The organism is Mastigocoleus testarum BC008 (assembly GCF_001456025.1).
GTDB classification, from domain to species: Bacteria; Cyanobacteriota; Cyanobacteriia; order Cyanobacteriales; family Nostocaceae; genus Mastigocoleus; species Mastigocoleus testarum.
Genome location: NZ_LMTZ01000099.1, coordinates 73,854 through 96,562 on the forward strand (window position 1 = coordinate 73,854; position 22,709 = coordinate 96,562).

Genomic DNA, 22,709 nt, shown 5'->3' on the forward strand with positions numbered 1-22,709 from the left:
GATTGAAACCTAAATTGATCTGCACTACATTGAATATCAAAAGAGCTTGAAATCTTACGAATCCCGCTTGCGGGATTGAAACAATTCAAACCCTGCAATTACACCACTAATAGCGTTAGCTTGAAATCTTACGAATCCCGCTTGCGGGATTGAAACGTGGAAAATATGCGGATAATTGCTTGAATATTTCTTTCTTGAAATCTTACGAATCCCGCTTGCGGGATTGAAACCGTTTGGCAAGACGCCCCCACCAATGATGAAACTATCTTGAAATCTTACGAATCCCGCTTGCGGGATTGAAACACGTTTTGGTGGATTTCACCTCTCGGAATAAATCTCTTCTTGAAATCTTACGAATCCCGCTTGCGGGATTGAAACAGCAAACTGTGAATAGTTATCCCCCAATTCCGCAACCTTGAAATCTTACGAATCCCGCTTGCGGGATTGAAACCATCAGGGAGTCTATTCTTTCGTCCAGATACAAGCTTGAAATCTTACGAATCCCGCTTGCGGGATTGAAACACCAAATCGCTTTTTTCCGTCTGGCAACAGTTTCCCTTGAAATCTTACGAATCCCGCTTGCGGGATTGAAACATTATTTCAGTTGGAATTGCTTTTCCAAGGCAAAACTTGAAATCTTACGAATCCCGCTTGCGGGATTGAAACGTCGTTAATATTAAGCACCCAAATACCATCAGCAAGCTTGAAATCTTACGAATCCCGCTTGCGGGATTGAAACTCTTCTGGCGAAATATCGGACAACTTTTCCTTGCTTGAAATCTTACGAATCCCGCTTGCGGGATTGAAACAATTACAACGGGAATTCATACGTTTGGCGCAATAACCTTGAAATCTTACGAATCCCGCTTGCGGGATTGAAACATCACGAATCACACCTTGGATCAACCGCCTTGCAGGCTTGAAACATTACGAATCCTGCTCGCGGGATTGAAACTAGAACACCGTCATAGTGAAATTGGGATTAAAGACGCTTGAAACATTACGAATCCTGCTCGCGGGATTGAAACGTTAACCTGCGGTTGGGATTACTTCCACACACACGTAAATAGTTTGGGAGCTTGGTAGCCCTGCTCTTTTAAGGCAGGGTGGAAAAGCGACACGGGCAGTTTTAACTGCCATTCTCTACGATTAATTGGTCAACATACAACCTCAATTTTTCTTGCCAGTTTGGGACTAGCTTGAGTTTTTCTTTCTGCCCTTCATAACCTCTAAAGCCGATTATCTGTTTGTCCAGAGGTCGGCTTAATATTTTTTTTGCACCAAGTTTGTTATTTTTCTGAAAAGGCATTGACTTTTATTGTAGTAGTTCGTTAACATACATATAACATACATTTGGAGGTCGTTAGCGCAGCGTCGCCGCAGGTGATACAAATGGCTAAGGCTACAACACCATCATTCATAACGGAAATCCCCTTAAAAGTAGACAGCAAACTAGGAAGTAATCTTGATGCAAGGTTTCAGGCTGGCAGACAACTTTTAAATGCTTGCTTGAATGAAGCGTTAATTCGTATGGAGTTGGTGCGTAAGTCGGAGCCATATCAACAAGCTAAAAGATTAAACAGACAAAAGCAGAAAAAACAACGGAAGGATTTATTTAAAAAAGCTAGAGAGCAATATAGATTTAGCGAGTACGATTTGCATAGTTTTGCAACTATTACGGCTAAGTCTAGCGTTTGGATAGCTAAAAATGTTGATTCAAATACTCAGCAGAAACTTGCGACAAGAGCATTTAAGGCTGTTGAAAAAATATTGTTTGGACAAGCTAAACATGCACGGTTTAAGGTTTCTTCTCGTTTTAAGTCTGTTGAAAGGAAGTCAAACAAGCAAGGTCTGCGCTGGCTTAAGGACAAAGTTGTTTGGTGTGGTTTAACCATTGAGCCGATTATTGATTGGAATAATCCAGTAATGGTTCATGGAGTAAATTCACCGGTTAAATATTGTCGTCTGTTGTGGCGCAACCTTAACGGCAAAAAACGTTGGTACATCCAACTAATAAATAAAGGCACGCCTTATCAAAAACCACAGAACTACAGTATTAAAGGTACTGTGGGGCTTGATGTGAACATATCCAACGTTGCTTTTGTCGCCGACAATCAATCCGGTCTGCTACCTTTTGCTGACAAAGTGCCTACTTATCAACGGGAGATACAAGCCTTGCAACGTAAGATGCAACGCTCTCAACGTATCAACAATCCTGATAATTTTGAACCTAACTTTGACAAGAAAGTTGGCAATAAGGTTGTTCGCAAGAAAGGGAAAGTTAAAAAAGGTAGACGTCAGTGGATTAAGTCTAGTAATTACCGTAAAGCTGCGAGGAAGAAAGCCGAACTAGAACGACGTAAAGCCAGTTATGCAAAGTTTCAAAATCGTAGGTTGGTTAACGAGATACTACGACATGGCAACCAAATTAAAACCGAAAAGGTAAGTATTAAGGGTTGGCAGAAACGTTATGGTAAGGCAATATCTGCCAAGTCTCCAGGATTTTTTCAGTCAGAATTGAAACGTAAAGCCGAAAATGCTAACGGGTCATTTCTAGAATTTTCTACTCAAAAAACCGCGTTATCTCAAACGCACCTAGATGGAAGTCGTATTAAGAAAACTTTATCGATGCGAATTCATAGGGACGTTACTGGCTTTGAGATGCACCGCGATTTATTCTCTGCATTTTTGAGTAGACATGTTTGTGACGATAAGCTTTCATTGCTGGATGCCCAGTCTGAGTATCCGAGAGCGGAGCCGCTCTTGATGGATGCATGGAAGCAATATCAACAAACCGCGAACCGAGTAAGCGAGCCTGTTCGTCCGTCAGGGCGCGTCGTTGAAAGTAGGAAGTGTTACAACTCCTCAGAGCGGTTATCCATCCAAGTGCTAGCTTCTGACCAGATAGTCATTAAGGACGACAAGTCAGAAAGCCATGCCTGAATCTCCGTCACTTTAGTGCGGAGAGTGGCTCAAACCTTGAAACCTTACCAATCCTGCTCACGGGATTGAAACATCAGGTCAAATAACTCTACGTTAGAGGCTTCAAAGATTTTCAGGCTTATCAAAAATTGTACAAATATAAGTAAGCCTACAACCTAAATTACAATTCCCCGGATAGATATCTTCTATTTGGGGAATTATTACATCAAACTCATTAGCATTACTTTCAACCAAGTTGCTTACTTAAAATTTCAAATTTTTCTTCTAAAACTTTAATCCTCTGATGAAGACTTATATTATCGTAAGCTTCTGGTTTGAATCCTTGCTTATCCCTTATCGCTGACAAGCAATAATCTGCTAATGTCATTCCTGCGTCCGCTGCAGATTTCTTAATAAACTCCAACTCTTCAGAACTTACACGAATTGACAACCGTGATTCTTTCATATTTATCCCTAACTCATAGCTAATAAATATTAGCTCTTGGGTAAACATTTCACAACACGTTAGTTCACCCAATATTCAACTTGAAACCTTACGAATCCCGCTTGCGGGATTGAAACCTTGATTTAACTCTTTCTTTTAAAATTCAAATTAACCTTGAAACCTTAAAAATCCCGATCGCAAAACAGCTCAAAACTAATATAAATTCAAAAGACTTTGAATCTCACGAACCATATCCTGACGCAAACTCCAGGGAAGTAAAACCTCAACCTTTGAACCTAAAGCCCGTAACCACCTAATAACGTAATAATCAGTAACTCGATAGTTCACTCGATAGTAAGCATCGGTACTCGGTCGAGATTGGAGAATATTTAAAACTACTTGTTGATGTTCTCGATGAATCAGATTTTGTTCGACTAACTTAAATGTTTCATCGTAACTAATTTTAGTAAAAGTATCGTGAATGCTTACACCATCAACATAACTTTGATGGAAATCTCGGTCGAAACGCAATATCATTAATGCCTTATCTTTATAAAAGTCACATCCCCAAGCTTCTTTTAATTTAGTATTGACGACTTTAGGAGTAGGTAGTTGATTATTCTCATGGATTTCTCTTAATATTTGAGGAACCCGGATATCTTGCCAATCTAGGATTTCTATACGTTGGGAAAGAATGCGATCCAAGCGATATTTGTACCAATTAATATCACCCTTGGGAGTATTACCGTAAGCACATAAATATTTTGCCCGTTCCATAAAATAAATACAAACCGGGTAAATAATACATTCTTTAACTTGATTTTGATGGGCGCTATGATAGGTCAAAAGTAAAGGTGGAATTTCTCCCGAATCCCAAATTTCCTGTAGCTGACTCTGAATTTGATCTACCTCATCTTGTGTTGAACTAGATTCGGGAACAACATAATCAACATAAAGAAATATACGATGATTAGTTTCATCTATTTCGTCTGCAGAAAACTCTTCAGCAAGTACCGGTAAATTAGGATCGAGAAAACTAAATAAACCTAAAGTATCTGCTAAATAAGCTTGTTTCCTGCTACTTAGATTTACTTTAGGAGTTGTTTTTATGGTTACTTGGGCTTTTGTTAGATGTGGTAACTCTTCAACTCGATGATAATATTTGCTCCTACCAGTGGTATGTTCTACCCTTTGCAGATAATTACGACTGACCAATAAATCAAAGTCACTCTGTAAAGACTTACGAACCTGAGCAAATAATCTTTGTTCTAAAAGCTTTTCTAGTTCAGATCTAGAAATGGATATTTCTGTTTGCAGAAAGTTTCCCCATTCGTTGAGGGGTACTTCCAAATCTAACAGCCATTTTTTAATTGTTTTAGTGCAAGCACAATTAACATCTTGATGGTTGAGAATATCTGCTTGTTTTTCATCCTTATGGGTTTCGGTAAAAAAGGCTTTACGCCAATCAGTGTAAGTAAAATCGCTAGGAATAATAGTGTAACCCCTGTCGCTGTATAGCCAGCGTAACAGCACCCATAACCGAATTGCACGGGTTAGGTTGTGGTGTTGATCGAGGGAGCCATTTGCGAGTTTTTGTAAAAGTTTACAATCTGGATTGTCTTTAAAGAGAGCGTTCATAATTGTTTTGAATGTTAATTTTTTAAGTGTTTAGTTTTTGAGTGTTGAGTTTTGTTGATGTTTTCAAGATTAGCAGCTATTCGGAAAAGGGTATTTCCAATGCTATGTAATACTGGTTAAGGTTATCTTGAAAATGGATGCATTTACAGCGTGAGTACATCTGAGTTTGAAGCCGATAAGTTTGAAGTTGATAAGTTTGAAGCTTATAAAGTTGACCATTTATTCTTGCTGATTGGGGAGAATCCTTTACCCAATTATGTTGCGGCTAAGTTGTTGTTGAAGGAAGGTGGAATCGCATATTTGGTACATACAACGGATACCGCAAAATCCGCTACACGACTGCAAAAGATACTGAATAGCGAGTTAAATCGTTTTACAGCAAAACTATGTTCCCTTGGTGAATATGAATCGGATGCATTCCACATTCAAACAAAAATTAGGGACGAATTAGGCGAAATCAATCGTGGAAAAATAGGATTGAATTACACGGGTGGAACAAAAGCAATGGCTGTACATAGTTATAAAACAGCTTTTGCTAATTGTCCTGATGCTATTTTCAGTTATCTCGACTCTCGTAGATTAGAAGTCTGCATAGATAAAGAAGATTCCGAGCGCATTCGTTTAAAAATTAAGCCTGATACTTTACCAGTAAAACTGGAAAAACTATTTCAGCTACATGGTTTGGTGTTAAGTAAAAAGCCGAAAAAACAAGCTAAATTGCCAAAATTAGCTGTAGCACTAGCCGAATTATTTAAACAAAAAGACCAAGCAGATCGTTGGTTTGATTGGTATGTCAATGTTTTTTGCAAAGAAGCTCGGAAGAAAAAAAGGAATGGTACTTGGGGAGAGTGGAAAGGTCAAGATACCTTGAAAAAATTACTGATACCTTTAGAAAAATTACCACCGAAAATCATTGCAGCATTTAAAGAAGAAGATTTTTTAACAGATGACAATCGGCTAAATTTATCAGCAGTTAAAATATTAAACTTATTTACAGAAATTGAAAAATTTTGTAAATGGCTTGATGGGGAATGGCTAGAAGATTATGTATTGGAACAGGTTATAAAGATTGCAAAAGATAATTCTATTTACCACTGGGGACAAGATTTTAATATACCTCTTAGTGGTACTGAAAAAGGGTTTCAATTTGATGTTGCATTTACCCGCAGCTATCGGCTTTTTGCTATTTCTTGTACAACTACTAGTAAACGACCACTATGTAAATCGAAATTATTTGAAGCATATCTCAGAGCGAGACAAATGGGAGGAGATGAGGCTAGAATTGCTTTGGTTTGTTGTTCCGATGATGAAACCCTCAAAGCTGAGATTTTGGCTTCTACAAATGATGACAAAATTCGAGTATTTAGACGCCAAGATTTAACTAAATTATCGGAAAAATTTACTAAATGGATTGCTGATGTTGACCGCGAGGTTACAAAATGAGTTATACAGTAATATTTATCGATACAACAGGGATTCAAAATTATATATTTAGTAGTAACCGCTTGCGAGAAAATATTGGAGCTTCTTATTTAGTTTCTGCTGCTACGGGAAAATGGGTACGGGAAACTTTAGAAAAAGAATTAAACATACCTGAAGATAAGCAAACAGAACCAATTGAAAATAGTAATTATGATGCTGAGTTAGTCTATGGGGATGGTGGTAATGCTTTACTGATATTCAAAGAAAAAAAGGCTGCAAGCAAATTTAGCAAAATCCTTAGTAAAAGAGTATTATTAGAAGCCGCAGGACTTAATTTATTAATTGCTAATTGTGAGTTTGATTGGTATGGGGAGAAAAAATTATATCAATTAGTTAAAGAGTTAATTACAGATCGAATAGAACGTCAAAAGCATGAGCGAAGTCTTTCTGTACCTCTATTAGGTTTAGGAGTTACTGCAACATGTAATTCAAATTTATTACCTGCTGTAGCTAGTAGCGATAAATATATTAGATATGATGACGACGAGCAGGAAAAGAGTTACTTAATATCTACAGAAACTAAACATAAGTTAATTGCTGCACCTAAAGCTAATGAAAAACTAGAAAAGCTTTTAGCTAGGGTAATTAATTCTAAATGTAACTATAAGTCTGATTATAAGTCTACTTCTGGTTATCATTTTAATTTCTATCAATTTCCCTATCGTACCGATAACTTAGGTCGTTCTGAAGGTGAATCAAGTTATGCTGCTGTGATTCATGCTGATGGAAATGGTATGGGTAAACGATTTCAAAATTATGGAGAAGGTCGAGAAAATCGCGATTATATTATAGCGATGCGTAAATTTTCCCAAAGTATTAAAAAAGCGGGAGAAAATGCTTTAATCGCAGTAATTAAAACCATTATTAACTCACTTTCAGAAGGTCAGGTTGTAGGAAAACAAGCAAAGTTTTCTCTAAAAAGAAATAATCTTCCATTTCGTCCTTTAATTTATGGTGGTGATGATACTACTTTTGTTTGCGAAGGAAGATTAGGTTTAGAATTAGCAGCTTTGTATCTGCAAGAGTTAGAAAAACAACCCGTAGCTGATGGAATTAAATTAACAGCTTGTGCGGGTATTTGTGTTGTAAAAACTCATTATCCTTTTGCGCGTGCTTATAGTATTAGTGAGGTTTTATGTCAGGAAGCAAAGAAATTTGTTAAAAATGAACGAGAACTTGAACCTGAAGGATTTTCAGCCCTCGATTGGCATTTAGCTGCAAGTGGTTTAATTGGTACAATTAAAGATATTCGCCAGCGAGAATATCAAGAAAATTCTGGTAATTTAAATATGCGTCCTTTACGTCTACAGCAAAATGCTAATGAATGGCGTACTTGGGAAGGTTTCACGCAAGTATTAACACAATTTTATAAAGATAAAAAATAAAGTTTATTGGTGAGGGATTTTGGACACAAGAAGATGAAGATGTTATATCCTACAAGGAACAACGAAGAATAAATATTCATAACCGACGCAATAATCGCACTAAAGGACGTTTGGGTAAAACAGGTTCAGGCGAAATTTTTCGCTATGATGCGATTGATTCGGGACAAACTTTTCAAGCTGTAATTGTATGTGAGGAAATAGATCCACACTTACTAGAATTGCTCCAAAAATCATCTGATTTATGGTTGGGTGGTTCTCAAAGTGCGGGTTATGGACATACGAGAATCACAGACATTACTGCTCATGAAAATTGGAACGAGGTTGAAAGTCCCGATATTCGTACCGAACACGAAGATTTTACAATTACCTTATTAAGTGATCTTATTCTGCGCGATGAACGGGGACATTATGCAGTTATTCCTCCTTCTTCTAAACAAAAGTATGCACCAATTACAAAAGTATTAGAAGCAAAGTTAGGAGTGAAGCTTAAATCGAATGCTTTGGGTGTCTCTTTAAATGAGGAAGACAAACAAGATAAAAGACATCGTATTACCATCATAGGAGTGTTCAGTCTTGCAAGTCCCCTCTTAATTCGCTCCGGACAAGCATCGAGCGATCGAGCACCCGATGTCGTACATCTCAAATCTAAACGTAGTGGTAGTGATGATTTAAAACCAATATTACCCGGTACCAGTTTAGCTGGAGTATTGCGACATCGTGGAGAAAGGATAATCAATACTCTCAAACAGAATATAAATCAAAATCAAAATCAAGATCAAAATCAAAATACCAATATTATTAATGAGATATTTGGTTTTAGTGACGAAAATACAAAACAAGCAAAAGCAAGTCGTTTAATTGTCGATGAAGCTGAAATCAATAACACAACAGATTTAGTTCAAAATCGGATTGCGATCAATAGATTTACCGGTGGTGCTTTATATGGAGCTTTGTTTGACGAGCAACCTATTTTTGGAAACGACGAAACAAGGTTAGTCATCAAACTTGAATTGCGTCAACCAAAAGATTCGGAAATCGGGTTACTACTGTTATTACTCAAAGATTTGTGGACTAGCGACTTACCCGTGGGTGGAACGAGCAGCATCGGACGGGGAAGATTACAAGGAAAACACGCGACGATTAATTTTGACAATAAAACCTGGGAAATTTCACAAGATTCAAAAAATAAATCTTTGACTGTAGATGGTGGTGAAGATTTAGCAAAGTTAGAAGAATTAGAAAAATTTGTTGCTGCTCTACATCAGGAGGTAAGTGCTTGAATAAACGAAAATGCGACCCTGTGGAAGTTCCAAATGATTTTCAACCGAAAGAATGGTGTGAAGAACAAGGGAGTAAATTCCAATTACGCTTTTTATTAGCACATGCTGAAGATGGAGTAATTTGGGGTAAATTCCACAATGGAAGTTTGATAACAGCAGATACTGTATTTTCTCAATTCCCTAAACTACGTCAATTGACATTACAACAATGTCGAATATTTGGGGAAAAATCAGAAGTAATGCTTTGGAGAACCGATGAAGGTTTTAAAGCACGTCTAATTAACGACGAGCATATAGATAAGAAAGAATATATTCCAGAACATCAAATTCTTTGGGGAACCCATGTTAAAGAAGTCAGACAAGAAGGTTTTACTTTACTTCGTCATGGAAAGCAAGGACTAGAACATGCTGTACCTTTAATAAATATTGAAGAAGAAAAAGAGAGAAAACTCAAAAATTCAGTTCGTCTTAGAGTACATCATTATATTGATTACGATGATGATTCTGGGGTTGCATATATTTATCTTAGTCGTTTGGTCGATTTGTACGCAAAGGAAATTAAAGCATGAATCCTAGACATATTAAAGAAATTAGTGAATCTGAACGTATTGCTGTTGCTCCTTATAATTTTGTGGAGTTACCTGACAAAGTTGTACCAGCACAGTTACCACTTCCACCACATAATATTTATGATTCTCAGCGTCATACAGGACAAATTAACTGTACCCTGACAACATCTTCTCCCCTTTATATTCGCTGTGGATGGACTCCATCTAATTTTGCTAAGTATGAAGGTAAAGCTGATGAAAAATTAACAGAAGAAGAAAAAAAACAATGGGAAAAAGAAAAACGAAAAATACTCGCTCCATTTTACAATTACCCAGATCGTTCTCATCCAACGATTCCTGGAAGTAGTATTAGGGGAATGATACGTAATTTGATAGAAATTATTAGTTATAGCAAGATAGACCAAGTTGCAGATAGACAACTCATTTATCGAGCTTTTGCAGATACAACATCTTTAGGTACATTTTATCGCGATCGCCTTCTGCAAAAAGTAGAAACACAAAACAATGAAGATTCTCAACATCGATATAAATTCTTGATGCAAGCAGGTTATTTAATTCCAACGAAAAAAGGTTCTGGATGGTCGATTAGACCTGCTAAAGAATTAGTTTCAGGAGCATCATTTGCAAGAATTGAAATTAAAGAAATCGATAAATTAGTAAAGCGTTCTTGGCACAATATTAAACATACTCGCCGAGTCTCTGTATCTGTTGAACCTTTAGCATGGCATTCATGTAGAGGAGGATATATTGACTTATACTATGCAAAAGCTACTCCACTGAATAGACATCGTCAAAATATATCTTCTGGAGTATTGGTAGAAACCGGAGGAATATCAGATAAGAAAAAGATGGAATGTGTATTTGGTTTACCTGATGAAGATGCAAAACTAATACCGATTCCTGATAATTCTGATTATTCCATGATTCAAGAGTATAAAGAACAAATTACAAAAAAGCAAATCGAACTTTTGGGTAAAGATGGTGTGTTAAAACCAATGCATCCCGTATTTTATTTATTAGAAGATGATAAGTTAGTATTCTTCGGTCATACAATGATGTTTCGTCTGCCTTACAAGCAGTCAATCAAAAAATTTATTCCTGACAATTTATATAATTCTACAACTCAACAGCTAAAAGTAGATATTACTGAAGCTATTTTTGGCTTTATTCAGCGTAATAAGAAAGGGAAAGAGCAAGCTGGAAGAGTATTTTTTAGTGATGCTAAATGTCATAATACTACTGATGAAGATATTTGGTTAACTGGTGAGAAAACCAAATCTATCACTCCTAAGATATTAGCCAGTCCTAAGCCGACAACATTTCAACATTATTTAGTTCAAAATAGTGAAGAACAAATAAAATTAAAACATTACGCTAGTGAGCGAAATGAAACTGTGATTCGCGGTCATAAATTATATTGGCATAAAGGAGAAGTTAAACTAAGTCAAATCAAGGAAAATAACAAAGAAAATATTAATAATTCACCTCTTCAATATACTGAAATTAAGCCTATAAAATCCGATATATCTTTTGATTTTACTATAAACTTTGAAAATTTAAGCGCTGCAGAATTAGGAAGTTTACTTTGGATATTAGATATTGCTGGTAATGGAGATTATCGCCTATCTTTAGGGATGGGTAAACCTTTAGGAATGGGAGCAATCAGGATTATAAATCAAGAATTATGGTTAAGCAATCGTCAAAAAAGATATCAAAATTTACTTATAGGAAATAATTGGGCTGAAGCTAATGAATTAGACTCACAAAGAAGAATCTGGAATAAATGCACGCAAGCTTTTGAAGACTACGTTCTAAAATGCATTAACCCTAATGTTCAAAAGTTAAAAGATTTACCGCGTATCAAGTCTCTACTCACAATGTTGAGTAGGGAAGGTATATGTGAAAACTATAGTCGCTACATGGAAATTTCACGCGACCAGGAACCTTGTATTGGTCGATTGAAACGAAATAAAAAAGGAACAAATGAGTATGCTAAACGCCCAATTCTACCAACTCCATTGCAAGTAAAGCGTGACAATAAAATTAATAAACAAAATAACTCTCGCAATAGTATCAGTGGTTCTAATTATGATGATGGGAATAATTATAATCGTGCGATCCAAAGACCAAAACGACCTAAAAAATGAATATCCCCCATCTCTTTGAAACCCTTACCACCCATCACCCCTACAACTTCCAAACCCAAACAATTGAACGCATCCTCAACCGTCAAGATACCATCCTCCGCGCACCCACTGGTTCGGGAAAAACTGAAACCGCGATCGCACCCTTTATCTTCGCAAAAACTCTCAATCTCGATTTTCCCAATAAACTAATTTACGTTGTACCTTTACGTACCCTTGCAAATAGTTTGCGTCAACGTGTTGAAATGTTAGTTAGAAACTGGGAAAATTTTTATTCTTTATCTCGTCCTTTAGTTGTGAGTTTACAAACGGGAGAAAATCCCGAAGACCCGCGTTTTGAGGGTGATATCATTTTTTGTACCATTGACCAGTTGTTGAGTAGTTTTTTAAATATTCCTTATTCTGTCGGTCGTGGTTCTGGGAATGTGAATGCTGGAGTCGTTTTTGCTTCTTATTTGGTGTTTGATGAGTTGCATTTACTCGACCCAGAACGGTCTTTTACTACGGTTTTAAAATTATTGCAGCAAATTAAAGGAATTTCACCATTTTTATTAATGACAGCAACCTTAACTGATGAATTAGCTGTGCAAATTAAAGAAATTATTGAGAATAGATAATTGAAAAATCATAAGGGAGCATCCCAATTTTGCAAATTTACCAAAATATAGATTGTCATTGCGTTAGCGCAGCGTGCGCGAAGCGCATATGAAGCGTAGCGAAGTGTTAGCGCAGCGTCTCCGTTTAGGAGAAAGCAATCGCAACATCTAGACTTTGTGATTGCTTCAGTCCATTTCATTACGCTCGCAATGACAAAATATGTTTTTACACATTTGGGATGCTCCCAATCATAATCTAAAATCGTCCGATGGGAATTATTCCTCATGAAAATTATTAGAATTGAAGAAAATGATTTAAAAGCTATTGAAGGTAATCGAAAAAGATTATTTCGCGCTGTATCTGAACCTCTCAAAGCACAAACTATTTGGAATGATATTTATAAACAACAACGTCAGCGTGTCATTATTATTTGTAATACGGTTTCCCAAGCTCAAGGAATTTACCGCGATTTGCAGAACTTACAGCAAATTTTAGATTCAGATCGTCAGATTAATATAACTTTGCTTCATTCTCGCTTTCTACCAGAACACCGCGCTCAAAAAGAAACTTATTTAAGAGAAAAGTTCGCTCGAAATTGGTCTGAACAAGATAATAGTACTTGTGAAATCTTAATTTCTACTCAGGTAATCGAAGCGGGAATTAATATTACTTGTCAAGTTTTACATACTCAACTCGCTCCAATGAACTCTCTATTACAACGTGCTGGACGTTGCGCGAGATTTACGGGAGAAGTTGGTGAAGTTTTGATATATAGAAAAGTAGAAGTAAGTCAAGATAATCATGAGTTAGCTGATACTGATTTATATGAATGGAAAGATTCTTCGTTAGATGCTTCTATTGAGAAAGAGACAGAAAAAGAAAATGAGAACCCTGAAAATATAGAAAAACCGAAAGAAAAATTTTTACCTTATAAAAAAGAGATTTGCGAGTTGACTTGGGAAGTTTTAGAAGCTCATACAAATTTACAAGCAAATGGTATATCAGAAAATATAAATTATCATGTTGGTTTCAGAACCGAGGAAGAATGGATTAATCAGGTTCATTCTCAGGAAGATTTACTTAATCTCAAACGTATAGATAACAATCGGGTTGAGTTTGAAAGTAAATATGAAGCTGCTGTATTTAGAGGTGATGAATCTTCCGCAAGGGATCTAATTCGTCATGTAGACAATCGTAATGTTTTTACTTGGGAAGAATCAGCTTTGATTGATTTTGATGATGATTCTGAAATCGATATTCAAAAGTTAATTCCTTTTTCTGTTCCCATTTCCACGTTATGTAAAGCTTTGCGAGATTTTAAGGAGAGTTTAGGTTTTGGTGACGATTGGATTTTTAAACGAATTGAAACACCCAAAGATAAATCTCAAACCTATGCTCAACCAGTTCTAAGTAAAATAGCAAACCGTAATTTTTTACTTGGTTGTTATCGAATATTGGTAAATCCTCGTTACATTTCCTATGATGAGGAAATTGGTTTACAAATCGGGGTCAATATCATCGGAAATGGATTTAAATCACCACCAAAACAGGATAAACTAATTTCTAATGAATATCGCTATCGCATGGATACATACATTGCTCATTTAGGTTGTATGTGGAAATGTTGGCGAAAAGTTTTTACTACTAAAATTTTACAAAATGGTGATTCTGTTGAAGTTACTTACAATAGCGTTAGAGATGAGTTATTAGTAGCTGGTGGTAATTTTATCAAAACCAAAATTTTACCTGAAGCAGAAATCAATCAGACAGAAGCTTTGTTTGAAATTCTAGTATTTTTAGCAATATTTACCCATGATTTAGGGAAGTTACAGGTAAAATGGCAACAGGTTATGAGAGGATGGCAAGACATTGCATATCGAGATTTTAAAGGTAAAAATCCCCACAAATATTTATTAGCGCATACTGATTACAATCCCAGTGATGATAAGCAAAAAGCTGCTTTGAAAGAGTTTGAAAAGAAAAATAAACGTCCCAATCATGCAGTTGAAAGTGCTTTTCTGACACGAGAAATTTTAAAAAAATCTTTGATACCTTTACTCAAAGAGCATTTTACAGAAGATAAGGAACAGATTAAATACTTTTGTTATGTGGTAATGATGTCTGCTGGTCGTCATCATTCTGCTTGGAGTCATGGGTTTACAAGTGAAAATGTCGCTAAATTAAAACCAATCGAATTATGTAGTGACTCACAACAGGTTATTGCTGATAGTTGGAAATTTATGACGCGATTTTTACCCGATACTTTACTTTTACAGGAAGCTAACTTAAGTAAAAATATTTACAAACTAAAAGAGTTAGATTTGAATGCATTTGGTACTGATGAAATTGAGTTCTTACAGCTTTATTCGTTGGTTGTTAGAGCTTTAAGGTTATGCGACCAAAGAGCGGTACAATTAATTTAATATTAATACCATCTGTTTAATCTCCTGCATTATACTTACGATAGTTTTGATGTAAAAGTATATTTTTATTGCAGTAGTCTGGACTTTTCTTAGCTAAAGCATTATTGTGTTATTAGATTGATGTTTGGCAAATCGAAGCGGGGGTCAAAACCTGGGGGGTTCTGCCAAAATCGCCGGAACCTTGACAATTAAATAGTTACAGCGTTTTGGTTATTGGATTAAGTGATAATTTGTTTCAATAAGAGTGGCTGAAATGATGCTATTTTTGAGGTCTGCCAAAATTGATTCTGGAATCCTTGCTCTGTAAGGGTTCTGGGCGGCGGACTTGAAACATTACGAATCCTGCTCGCGGGATTGAAACAATTGGATCCGTTGCTGTATTGAAAATTAGTATAAGACCGTCGTTTTCAGGGATATTTTCTAAGCGATCGCCCCAAGTCTCCATCGCGTTCTGTGCCCAATCGCCACCAACGTAGAATCCAAGCGGTTTGTATTCGGTCGTTAAAAATTTGGTAAGTCCAAAAACAACCTCGACTTTGTAGGACTCTTCAGTAAAGATTAAAGCTTGCTCAGCCTCACAGACTGCAGACTTGAAACCTTACGAATCCCGCTTGCGGGATTGAAACTTTTTAGTTCGCTTAACCCTTCCCAACATTTGGTTTCTTGAAACCTTACGAATCCCGCTTGCGGGATTGAAACAGAGATAAAGATTTAGATTGCTCCACCGTGTTTGCACTTGAAACCTTACGAATCCCGCTTGCGGGATTGAAACAAGTCATCGAAAATGATGCTGAAAATTGGTTAAAGGCTTGAAACCTTACGAATCCCGCTTGCGGGATTGAAACACCTCACCACTGTTAATACCTTTAATTTGGAAATCCTTGAAACCTTAAGAATCCCGCTTGTGGGATTGAAACTGTTAAACTTGAAAAAAGACAAATCCCAGTCACGGGATAAAAATCTAATAAATCTCGCTCGGTGAAAATAATTCAAGAGATTTAATCGTGGTCAACAGCCTAAAAGAACTAATTTACGAACCTGAATTAAATAATGCTTCCGACCCAGAAGAAATATTTGTTAGTAGTGACATAAACTGGGAAAATTATGAAGCGTTACTAGTGAAATTAGAAGATAATTCCCACTACCGCGTCACTTATTTAGATGGAGTATTGCAAATAGTGTCGCCGTCGAAAAGACACGAAAAAATAAAAACTCGTTTAGCTTTTCTTATAGAATTTTATCTTTTTAAAAAACAAATCAAACATACTCCAATGGGGAGTACCACCTTAAAAAATCGATTACAAAAAGCTGGTGCAGAACCAGACGAATGTTACTGTATTGAAGAAGAAAAAGATATTCCAGATTTAGCGATAGAAGTAGTTTTTACTAGTGGGAACATTAAAAAACTAGAAACCTATCGCCGACTTGGAGTGAGAGAAGTTTGGTTTTGGGAAAATAACTTTCTTAAACTTTATGATTTACAGGAAGAATCACAATTAGTTTCCCAATACATCTACGGCTATAAACAAATTCAAGCAAGTGAATTACTTCCAGAGTTAGATATTTGTTTACTGGAAAAATGCACTTTAATTGCAGATCAAATCGAAGCGGTTAACGAATTTGAACGAGGTATTGCTTGAAAGATGGAAGTTCTTGCACTTACAAGTATTATCTTTATTCTAGGCGAAAGTTTTTGACAACTCACGAATACAGTTCACGGGGGAGACGTAGCATGCTAAGTCTCTACAGGATTTTGATATCCCCATGCTTCCAACTTTGGATTCAAAATTTCTTGAATTTGTTGTGTTACTGCTTCTCTGGTCAAACTACCATCAACTCTAAATATAATTCCCGGTTTAGAAGCAGCCAATTTACTATATCCCAACTGCACCCGACGGTGAAAATCGATTTTTTCTTGCTCGATGCGGTCAGCAATATCCCCACTTCCCCGCTTACGCGCAAAACCCACCTCAACATCCAAATCTAGCCATAAACCTAGATCAGGTTCTAATCCTCCTGTGGCGATCGCATTTAGTTGGTTAATTAAATTCATATCCAAAGCGCGACCGTAACCTTGATAAGCAACAGTTGAATAAGTATAGCGATCGCACAAAATAATTTTTCTTGCAGCTAAATTGGGTTTAAGTTCCTGTTCTACATGCTGCGATCTATCTGCTGCATATAACAGTAACTCAGTGGTAGATGTAATTGGTTTATCTTCTGCTTTCTCTAATAACAATCTGCGGATATCTGCACCTAAAACTGTTCCCCCTGGTTCGCGGGTGACTAATACGGGAATACCCAAACTTTGCAACCACTCACAACAAATCTGCATCTGGGTGCTTTTTCCACAACCCTCTACTCCTTCAAAGACAATTAATTTTCCTTGCATGTTTTTGCTGCTGTTGAATAACAACAATATGAATCATAATCTTTTCTAGAGGTCAGAAGGTTAAGAAATCTCTATCTACTGAAACTTATATATGATTTTCTCAATTCCACCACAAATAAAAAAGCCCAGCTGCTCTCACACAACCAGGCTTATACCTAAATCAACACATTACATAAACGGAAAACCAAAATAGTTCTTTACAACCAATATCCCTTCCACAAATGCAAAGAGAAAACCTTAATTTTGTTCCAAATTAATCCTAACTACCTTGTTCTTTTCCTCAACAGTTTTAGGTAGTTTTAAATTCAAAATACCGTCTTTATATTCAGCAGTAACATTAGTATTTTGGATTCTTGCTTTAAGAGGAATTACACGCTGATATTTGCCGTAATAAAATTCACTTCTGGTATTACCTTTACCCTCAGTTTGAGTTTCCGATTTACGCTCAGCTAGGACTTTTACAGCCTTTTCAGTAACTTCAACATCTATATCCTTTGCTTCCATCCCAGGAAGTTCTAATTTGAGATGTAATGCATCATCAGTTTCAGTCAACTCAGCTGCTGGAGTTCTAAATACTGGTGCTTTAACATCTTCAAACATACGGTCAAGTTGACGTTGTAGTGAAGTAATTTCTGCCCTTTGTGATGCCAGGCCACGCGTCTTCCAAGGACTATAACGTACAATAGTCATATTATTTTAACTCCTAACTTTTTGTTTAATTTGTTCAGGTTTAATTTGTTCCTTTGATTTCTATATTAGTAACAATTAAAATTAGTGTAAATTCGGTTTTCATCACTTAATTATTGATGGAAACCGGCGTAAAAGATAGAGTAAATAAAAGATACGGTTAACTGCAAAAATATTGGTACGGTTAACTCTATTGATAATATTTTTATAATGAAGTGTTTTTAATTTTTAGTTTTTGATTTTTATCTGTCATCATATCAAGAAGTCATCGACTGTAATGTATCTGGGGCGAGCGATAAGTGTAAAGATTGAAGATTTTGAAGAATACCCCAACATCAAACCAGAAGCATTGTGGAGACTGGAAAGCGTAACGTACTACAAAGACGAACTAGTTATCCAACCCCCACAGCGAGCGCTGGACTAGGGAAGAACAGCTGTGGTTACTAGATAATCACCCAATGTTTACTTTTGGCAAATATCCTTAGTATTTTGGACCATTTCCATAGAAAGGAGAAATTGGCTTAACAGGTCGGGGAACTGGCTGAGGAGCTGGTCTATAAGTTCGATCCCTATCTCGCATTATTATACCTGTGTGTGAATCTCCAGATGACATTCCTGAACCTGAGTCACTCATTGATGCCCCCAGCATAAGAATAAGTAATTTTGCGGCAGCTTCTTGTCTGGCGTATTGCTGAGCTAAGTAAGCTTTTTTCTCCTCTGGAGAAAGACTTTCAAAATATTGACGGCGACGTTCAGCTTCTAAGCGTTGTCGTTCCGTAGCTGCTCTTCTAGCTGCTTCATACTTCTCTCGCCGTTTTCTAGCCGCTTCAAGACGTTCCTGTCTTGCTCTTTCTCTGGCTTTTCGCTGCTCTTCACGTTTTCGTCTTGCCATTTCTCTGGCTTTTCGCCGCTCTTGACGCCTCCTCTCACGCTCCACTGTATTCAGCAATTTATCTGCTGAATCAAAGAATCCAGCTAACTTTGTAGCCCTTGGCTGATTAGATAAGGACTGATTAGGTAAATTACTAGACAGAGGGTTTAAAGCAAAACATGGAGTAGTACTCAGAAAAGAGATAAGGACAATACTCGATAAACCACGAACAAGTTTCATAGGACACCATTCTCAATTACCAAGGATACAAAAAAATAATGTTACTTTTTTGACCTTACTCTTACTATTAAGCAAACATTTATGAGTGTAATCAAGTAAACATTCATAATTTATGCATGAAGAGTGTATGAATTTTTACTAATTAGTAATGAAGGTGAATCTATGCTTTTTAACCTGTAACACGACTCCTTGTTTTGCGATATAAGGCTTTGACAATGTGCTAGTTAAAAGTTGATGCAAAAATCAATCAACTATATTTAAGGCGTGGGAGTGTTATATGATGCCACTTAATTACTTATGAAGAAATATATTTGTAGTAGCGCTTTAGCGCCAATGTTTGTCTATTGCGCTAAAGCGCTACTACGAACTTTATTACAAGTGTTTTACTGGATATGATATTAATCCAACAAACAACCAAATAATTATCCTAGAATTAACTGAAAACCTTTAGCAAAATCAGATATAGGTAAAATATCTGTAGCGACTTCAAAAAAGCAGGTTTTTATTTGAGAAAATAGATTAACCGAGACAAGCAGCTAAATCTTGGTCAGGAGTAGTAATTGGTTTAAGGTTATAATTCTCCGCTAACAGTTTAAGGACATTAGGAGAAAAGAATGCAGGGACAGTTGGACCCAAACGAATATCTTTAATCCCTAGATATAACAAAGTTAAGAGGACAGCGATCGCTTTTTGTTCGTACCAGGAAAGAATTAGAGATAAAGGTAACTCATTAACGGTGGTGTTTAATGCTTTAGCTAATCCCAAAGCAATCTGAATTGCAGAATAAGCATCATTGCATTGACCAACATCCATGAGTCGAGGTAAACCAGCTATTTCGCCTAAATTTTTGTTGAAGAAACGGAATTTACCACAAGCAAGGGTTAAAACTAGGCAATCTTGAGGAACTTTTTCAACTATTTCAGTATAATAATTGCGGTCTGGCTTTGCTCCATCACAACCACCAATTAGGAATAAGTGACGAATCTTACCCGAACCAATTGCCGCTAGAACTTGATCCGCTACTCCTAAAACAGCATTGCGAGCAAATCCTGTCATTACTTGACGTGGAGGTTCATCTTCCCTAAATCCAGGTAATTCTAAAGCTCTTTGAATTACAGGCGTAAAATCTGGCGTACCTTCAGAATTCCCAGGAAGATAACTTAAACCAGCATAGCCTACTGGACCTAATGTAAATAATTTATCCTGATATTCTTCATGGGGAGGCATTAGACAGTTAGTTGTGAGGACAATTGCACCCGGGAATTTCGCAAACTCCCTGGTTTGATTCTGCCATGCTGTACCATAATGTCCGTAGAGATGGGGATAGGTTTGTTTTAATAGAGGGTAACCATGGGCAGGAAGTAATTCACCGTGAGTATAAACAGTAATACCAGTATTAACAGTTTGTTCTAATAAGGCTTTGAGTTGTTTTAGATCGTGTCCTGAAACTAGAATAGCTTTACCCTTTTTGGTATTGAGAGGTACCGGGGTAGGTATAGGATGACCATAAGTTTTGGTGTGTCCAGCATCAAGTAATTCCATTGTACGCAGATTAATCTTCCCAACTTCCAGAGCAAGATTGACCCAATCATTTAAACTAAGGTCTTGACATTGAAGATTGACAAGTGCTTGATAGCAAAATTGATAAACTGCTTCATCAGCTTGTCCTAATTCTTGAGCGTGGAAAGCGTAGGAAGCGACACCTTTAATCCCATACAAAACAGTAAGTTTAAGAGAAAAAATATCTATATCAGTTCCTGATTGACTAATAAACTTGAGGCTGATATCTTGACCTTGTTCTACTAAACTAGAATTACAATCGGGTTCAAAACAAGCTAATTCCGACCAATTTTCCAATGTATTAGAAACTTGCTGAATTTGCGCTTTGAGTTTTTCCTTAATTGCGATCGCTCGTTTGATATATTCGGTAAAACGTTGTTGTTGAAAGTTAACATTTGTCATCGTCGCAAAAAGCGCTTCACAGGTAAATAAATCTGCGACTTGAGTTTTGATTCCCAATTCACGAGCGCGTAATGCAACTTGGGCTAAACCTTGTAAACAATGAATTAATAAATCTTGAACTGCGTTCACTTGGGGACTTTTACCGCAAGCACCCCATTGATGACAACCGTTACCACTAGCTGTTTGTTCACATTGTTCGCAAAACATCTCTCCCCTCTCCTACATTGATAGGTTATTGGTAGATCTATCTTTAACTGTGGAAGATATCGATATAAATTTCCTTGACTTAAGTCAAATCTTGTTAAACTTCTGGCAGATAATAAAATTAGATATAGCATTACGTAATTAGTTTAAGGTATTTATTAATACTTAAAGCTATGAGTAGTATCCTTTTGGTCGCCCTACGGGCGCGTTCTGTTTTGTTAGCAAAGCTATTTTGACTTATGTCCTACGGACACGCATTAACGCAGTGTGACGCGTTCATAAAGTGTTAGCAAGGCGGGGCGTAAGCACAGACACTTCAGTGTCTACAGCGTCATAACCTATAGCTGCGCTACCTACGGATCCGGTACGCTTACGCTAGGTGCGGATGACTTATGTCCTACGGACACGCTATGCTAACGACTTACACGTAGCGCTATACATCTTTGTTCTTCGATAAATCTTTTAGTTAGTTCAGATGGTACAAGAGCATCAAGATTGGCAGCAATTTTTATCTCAGACCCAATTATTTCAAGGAATTTCTCCACAAGAGATTGAAGTAGTTAATCAAATTGTAGTTTATAAGACTTTTTCCAAGGGAGAAAATATTTTTTGGGAAGGAGAACCTTGCGATGGATTTTATTTAATCAAAAAGGGAAAAGTTAAAATATTTCAGATGTCTAGCTTGGGAAAAGAACAGATTTTACATATCTTTGAAACAGGAGGACATTTTGCTGAAGTATCTGCTTTTGACGGTAAATGTTTCCCGGCTTCAGCTATTGCTATAACGAAAACAGAATTATTATTTTTTCCCCGCTCTGATTTTCTCACGCTTCTGGAGAAATATCCAACTTTAGCAATTAATATGTTAGCTACTTTTGCCCGTCATCTCAGACGATTTGCCCGTTTAGTTGAAGATTTATCCCTCAAAGAAGTCCCAGCCAGGTTAGCTGTTTACTTGCTAGATTTAAGAGAAAGTCATGGTAATATTGGCATGATCCAATTAGATATCTCTAAAAGTCAGCTAGCAGCTTTGTTGGGAACTATCCCAGAAACATTATCACGAGTATTTTATAAATTAAGTTCTGAGGGTTTAATTGCCATCCATGGTTCTGAAATTCAACTGTTAGATTTGGAGGGCTTAAAAGTTCTAGCAACAGGTAAAAGGTTTTGATATGAGAAAATTATCCCGTATATAAATCTATTTATATTTATTGATATTTATATTTATTGATATTGATATTTACTGAAAATTTATATTGACTTTAATTGAAACATAGTATTCCCTTAACCCAAAAATTGACACCTAGTTCGCATAATGATCTTCAGAACCTAATTTTTCTCAGAGGCTAAAACTAAGTATAAATTCTCAACAAATTTACAATTGATTTCTTAGTAAATACCCCATAGAGCTAACTTTTACAACTATCAATCGAACAATTTTCCTTCCTCCCTTGCTTCTGGTTTTCTA

At 36.6% G+C, this 22,709-nt stretch carries 18 protein-coding genes and 2 CRISPR repeat arrays (1 of these 20 only partly in view); of the genes, 11 read left to right on the top strand and 7 right to left on the bottom strand.

Going from position 1 to position 22,709, the window contains the following annotated elements:
• A CRISPR array of direct repeats spans positions 1-1,028; the repeat unit is 37 nt; unit sequence CTTGAAATCTTACGAATCCCGCTTGCGGGATTGAAAC (it extends 617 nt beyond the left edge of the window).
• A 101-nt stretch (positions 1,029-1,129) separates the two neighbouring features.
• On the bottom strand, positions 1,130-1,309 hold the full coding sequence (locus BC008_RS22660; RefSeq protein ID WP_027846947.1) for a hypothetical protein: 180 nt from the start codon (positions 1,307-1,309) through the stop codon (positions 1,130-1,132).
• Positions 1,310-1,392: 83 nt separating this feature from the next.
• On the opposite strand from BC008_RS22660, the gene BC008_RS22665 reads away from it, so the two are divergent.
• A complete protein-coding gene (locus tag BC008_RS22665) occupies positions 1,393-2,943 on the top strand; it encodes a hypothetical protein (RefSeq protein ID WP_058183852.1) in 1,551 nt (516 codons plus the stop codon).
• Between the two features lie 226 nt (positions 2,944-3,169).
• On the opposite strand, the gene BC008_RS22670 is transcribed toward BC008_RS22665, so the two are convergent.
• A complete protein-coding gene (locus tag BC008_RS22670; RefSeq protein ID WP_235595910.1) occupies positions 3,170-3,388 on the bottom strand; it encodes a plasmid mobilization protein in 219 nt (72 codons plus the stop codon).
• Positions 3,389-3,580: 192 nt separating this feature from the next.
• Positions 3,581-5,005, bottom strand: a complete 1,425-nt coding sequence (locus BC008_RS22675; RefSeq protein ID WP_027845259.1) for a TIGR03985 family CRISPR-associated protein — start codon at positions 5,003-5,005, stop codon at positions 3,581-3,583.
• Positions 5,006-5,155: 150 nt separating this feature from the next.
• Here BC008_RS22675 and BC008_RS45775 point away from each other — a divergent pair, with 150 nt between their 5' ends.
• The 8 genes from BC008_RS45775 (at position 5,156) to BC008_RS22720 (ending at position 16,525) form a co-directional block, all read left to right on the top strand.
• Positions 5,156-6,448 (top strand): PDDEXK family nuclease, encoded by a 1,293-nt coding sequence (locus BC008_RS45775; protein WP_063800801.1) that lies wholly within the window; start codon positions 5,156-5,158, stop codon positions 6,446-6,448.
• The gene (locus BC008_RS22685) at positions 6,445-7,872 is read left to right on the top strand and encodes a Cas10/Cmr2 second palm domain-containing protein (protein WP_058183854.1); all 1,428 of its coding nucleotides are present in this window, start codon (positions 6,445-6,447) and stop codon (positions 7,870-7,872) included. Before BC008_RS45775 ends, BC008_RS22685 begins: the two co-directional genes overlap by 4 nt.
• A 110-nt stretch (positions 7,873-7,982) precedes the next feature.
• On the top strand, positions 7,983-9,152 hold the full coding sequence (locus tag BC008_RS22690) for an RAMP superfamily CRISPR-associated protein (RefSeq protein WP_058183855.1): 1,170 nt from the start codon (positions 7,983-7,985) through the stop codon (positions 9,150-9,152).
• On the top strand, positions 9,149-9,721 hold the full coding sequence (gene csx19 / locus BC008_RS22695; protein ID WP_027845260.1) for a type III-D CRISPR-associated protein Csx19: 573 nt from the start codon (positions 9,149-9,151) through the stop codon (positions 9,719-9,721). Before BC008_RS22690 ends, csx19 begins: the two co-directional genes overlap by 4 nt.
• A complete protein-coding gene (locus tag BC008_RS22700; RefSeq protein WP_058183856.1) occupies positions 9,718-11,868 on the top strand; it encodes a TIGR03986 family type III CRISPR-associated RAMP protein in 2,151 nt (716 codons plus the stop codon). Before csx19 ends, BC008_RS22700 begins: the two co-directional genes overlap by 4 nt.
• A complete protein-coding gene (locus BC008_RS45780) occupies positions 11,865-12,482 on the top strand; it encodes a DEAD/DEAH box helicase (protein ID WP_063800802.1) in 618 nt (205 codons plus the stop codon). Before BC008_RS22700 ends, BC008_RS45780 begins: the two co-directional genes overlap by 4 nt.
• Before the next feature lie 264 nt (positions 12,483-12,746).
• Positions 12,747-14,885 carry a CRISPR-associated helicase Cas3' gene (cas3, locus tag BC008_RS22715; RefSeq protein ID WP_027845261.1) on the top strand — a complete coding sequence of 713 codons (2,139 nt, stop codon included), beginning with the start codon at positions 12,747-12,749 and terminating at the stop codon, positions 14,883-14,885.
• A gap of 589 nt (positions 14,886-15,474) precedes the next feature.
• Positions 15,475-15,803: a CRISPR direct-repeat array (repeat unit 38 nt; unit sequence CTTGAAACCTTACGAATCCCGCTTGCGGGATTGAAACA).
• An 86-nt stretch (positions 15,804-15,889) separates the two neighbouring features.
• Entirely contained in the window at positions 15,890-16,525 is a 636-nt protein-coding gene (locus tag BC008_RS22720; RefSeq protein ID WP_027842918.1) for a Uma2 family endonuclease, read from the top strand.
• 95 nt (positions 16,526-16,620) lie between these two features.
• Here BC008_RS22720 and tmk read toward each other — a convergent pair whose 3' ends face one another.
• Both tmk and BC008_RS22730 read right to left on the bottom strand, forming a co-directional pair.
• Positions 16,621-17,277, bottom strand: a complete 657-nt coding sequence (gene tmk / locus BC008_RS22725; protein ID WP_027842919.1) for a dTMP kinase — start codon at positions 17,275-17,277, stop codon at positions 16,621-16,623.
• Between the two features lie 237 nt (positions 17,278-17,514).
• Positions 17,515-17,967: an Hsp20/alpha crystallin family protein gene (locus BC008_RS22730; RefSeq protein WP_027842920.1), complete on the bottom strand. Its 453-nt coding sequence runs from the start codon at positions 17,965-17,967 to the stop codon at positions 17,515-17,517.
• A gap of 274 nt (positions 17,968-18,241) precedes the next feature.
• Here BC008_RS22730 and BC008_RS50690 point away from each other — a divergent pair, with 274 nt between their 5' ends.
• Positions 18,242-18,388, top strand: coding sequence for a hypothetical protein (locus BC008_RS50690; RefSeq protein WP_201026157.1), 147 nt, complete (start codon positions 18,242-18,244; stop codon positions 18,386-18,388).
• Between the two features lie 57 nt (positions 18,389-18,445).
• Here the strand turns inward: BC008_RS50690 and BC008_RS22735 are convergent, their stop codons facing one another.
• Entirely contained in the window at positions 18,446-19,075 is a 630-nt protein-coding gene (locus BC008_RS22735) for a hypothetical protein (RefSeq protein WP_058183858.1), read from the bottom strand.
• A gap of 519 nt (positions 19,076-19,594) precedes the next feature.
• Positions 19,595-21,244 carry a hydroxylamine reductase gene (gene hcp / locus BC008_RS22740; protein WP_027842921.1) on the bottom strand — a complete coding sequence of 550 codons (1,650 nt, stop codon included), beginning with the start codon at positions 21,242-21,244 and terminating at the stop codon, positions 19,595-19,597.
• A gap of 472 nt (positions 21,245-21,716) precedes the next feature.
• On the opposite strand from hcp, the gene BC008_RS22745 reads away from it, so the two are divergent.
• Positions 21,717-22,412: a Crp/Fnr family transcriptional regulator gene (locus BC008_RS22745; protein WP_027842922.1), complete on the top strand. Its 696-nt coding sequence runs from the start codon at positions 21,717-21,719 to the stop codon at positions 22,410-22,412.
• Positions 22,413-22,709: the final 297 nt, after the last annotated feature.